The organism is Synechococcus sp. H55.9, from assembly GCF_047462355.1.
In the GTDB taxonomy this organism is placed as follows: Bacteria; Cyanobacteriota; Cyanobacteriia; order Thermostichales; family Thermostichaceae; genus Thermostichus.
In genome coordinates, this window is sequence record NZ_JANSJB010000059.1 from 1 (window position 1) to 2,016 (window position 2,016).

Annotated in this window: 4 protein-coding genes; 3 read left to right on the plus strand and 1 reads right to left on the minus strand. The window is 59.3% G+C overall.

The genetic code is table 11. The annotated features are described in order from the left end of the window. The first annotated feature begins 97 nt into the window (after nucleotides 1-97). On the plus strand, nucleotides 98-496 hold the full coding sequence (locus NW857_RS08735) for a YidH family protein (protein ID WP_414368682.1): 399 nt from the start codon (nucleotides 98-100) through the stop codon (nucleotides 494-496). Here NW857_RS08735 and NW857_RS08740 read toward each other — a convergent pair. Further along, on the minus strand, nucleotides 463-870 hold the full coding sequence (locus NW857_RS08740) for an ArsR/SmtB family transcription factor (RefSeq protein ID WP_414334970.1): 408 nt from the start codon (nucleotides 868-870) through the stop codon (nucleotides 463-465). The genes NW857_RS08735 and NW857_RS08740 overlap by 34 nt on opposite strands. Nucleotides 871-988: 118 nt before the next feature. On the opposite strand from NW857_RS08740, the gene NW857_RS08745 reads away from it, so the two are divergent. Both NW857_RS08745 and NW857_RS08750 read left to right on the plus strand, forming a co-directional pair. After that, nucleotides 989-1,705, plus strand: coding sequence for an MBL fold metallo-hydrolase (locus tag NW857_RS08745; RefSeq protein ID WP_414334971.1), 717 nt, complete (start codon nucleotides 989-991; stop codon nucleotides 1,703-1,705). 57 nt (nucleotides 1,706-1,762) lie between these two features. Then, nucleotides 1,763-2,016, plus strand: a 254-nt coding sequence (locus NW857_RS08750; protein WP_414368683.1) for a DUF29 domain-containing protein, incomplete at its 3' end; no start/stop codon positions are given.

The following is a 2,016-nucleotide window of genomic DNA, read 5'->3' on the forward strand; positions in this document are numbered from 1 at the left end:
AAACGCACCGCCTTTTATTTTCCCCGCCAGCCGGAGAAGGCCAGCTTGCCGGATCCCCGCTGTCTTAAAATCAGCCCTTGAGGGATCCCTGTAGCCCATGAACTTGCCCCCAGATCGCCAACAGGAACACCAGGCCAATGAGCGCACCTTTCTGGCCTGGCTGCGCACCTCTGTGGCTCTCATTGCCTTTGGCTTTGCCCTCGCCCGCTTCAGCTTATTTCTGCGGCAGATTGAAGCCGCCCACTCCCCTGAGCAGCCCGCCGCGGCGCACGGCCTCCTGAGTGCCCAGAACTTGGGCCTCCTGTTGGTGATCTTTGGAATCCTGATGATCGGCCTTTCTGCTTGGCGCTACAACCAGGTGATGCGGCAAATCGAGGCAGGCGACTTTCGCCCCAGCCGTTTCCTCATCTGGATCATGGCTGCCGTTGTGGCCCTGTTTGGGCTGCTGCGCCGTCCCCGCCCTCAGGAACCTCCGCGGCTCAGCCTGCCGGAGTGAAGGGCCGCCAGGGGTTCCAGTTGCTGAGCCTGCTGCTTGAGGCGCTTGATTAACTGCTTGCACACCACCTCGCACAGCTCAAAACAGATGGGATCCGCAATTTGGTAGTAGACGCTCACGCCCCTGGGCTCGCGGCTGACGATCCCTGCCTGCGCCAGGATCTTGAGATGTTTGGAAACGTTGGCCTGGCCCATGCCGGTGGCCTCTAGGATTTGGGTAACGTTCTTGGGCCCCGAGCGCAACTGACACAGGATCTGCAGCCGGCTGGGCTCCGCCAAAACCTTGAAGTACTCCGCCACGCTGGTCAGCACTTCCGGCGTCAGGGTCAACTGGCACTCGTCTTTGCCACCTTTCACGAGCTTGTCCCAATCCATAGTCTGTTCTGTCTTGAGGGAGGTGGTAGCTTGATTTTAACACTAAATAGTTATATAGTAGCTCTAGAGACCCGAATTCGGATCGCTTTCGGGTTTTGTCAACAGACAGGAGGGCAGCATGCTATTTCGCCAACTGTTCGACTCCGAGACGAGCACCTACACTTATTTAATCGCAGACCCAGACACCCGCGAGGCCGTACTGGTGGATCCGGTGTTGGAGCAGGTGGAGCGGGACTGGAAGTTAATTCGAGAGCTGGGTCTGACCTTGAAGTACTGCCTGGAGACCCACGTTCACGCCGACCACATCACCGGTACCGGCAAGCTGCGGGAGTTGAGCGGCTGCCAAGGGGTGGTGCCGGTTCAGGCCAAGGCACAATGTGCCGACCGCTTCATCGGCCATGGGGAAACGCTGCAGGTGGGATCCATTGTCATCGAGGCCATCGCCACCCTAGGCCACACCGACAGCCACATGACCTACCGCGTCAATGGGGATCGCGTTCTGACCGGCGATGCCCTGCTCATTCGCGGCTGCGGGCGCACCGATTTCCAAAGTGGGGATCCCGGCTTGATGTACGACCACGTGACGCAGCACCTGTTTACCCTGCCGGACGAGACGCTGGTCTATCCCGGCCATGACTACCGGGGACACACCGTCTCCACCATTGGTGAAGAGAAGCGCTGGAACCCCCGCTTCGTGGATCCGGAAACCGGTAAGCTGCGCTCGCGGGAGAGCTTTATTGCCCTGATGAACAGCCTCAACCTGCCGCAGCCCAAGAAGATCCAGGAAGCGGTGCCGGCCAACGAGCAGTGCGGCCAAGTGGCAGCCGCAGTTTAGTTGCTAGGGCTGGCTAGACTTCTCTCAGGCGGCCCGTCAGAAAGGGGAGGGTTGAGAGTGGATCGCCAAAATCTCTATGAGAGGGATTTCTATGCTTGGACTCAGCAACAAGCCCAATTTCTGCGGGAGCGGGCTTGGGAGAAGCTGGATCTGCCCCATTTAATTGAGGAGATGGAATCGTTGGGCAGGCAACAGCGGCAAGAGCTGCGCAACCGGCTGGGAGTTTTGGTGGGGCACCTTCTGAAGTGGGAGTATCAGCCGCAGGCCAGATCGGTAAGCTGGCTTCTTACCCTACAGGTGCAGCGGCAGGA

Coding starts and splice junctions, on each gene's coding strand:
- NW857_RS08745 (WP_414334971.1), top strand. CDS start 989: ATGCTATTTCGCCAACTGTTCGACTCCGAGACGAGCACCTACACTTAT.
- NW857_RS08735 (WP_414368682.1), top strand. CDS start 98: ATGAACTTGCCCCCAGATCGCCAACAGGAACACCAGGCCAATGAGCGC.
- NW857_RS08740 (WP_414334970.1), bottom strand. CDS start 870: ATGGATTGGGACAAGCTCGTGAAAGGTGGCAAAGACGAGTGCCAGTTG.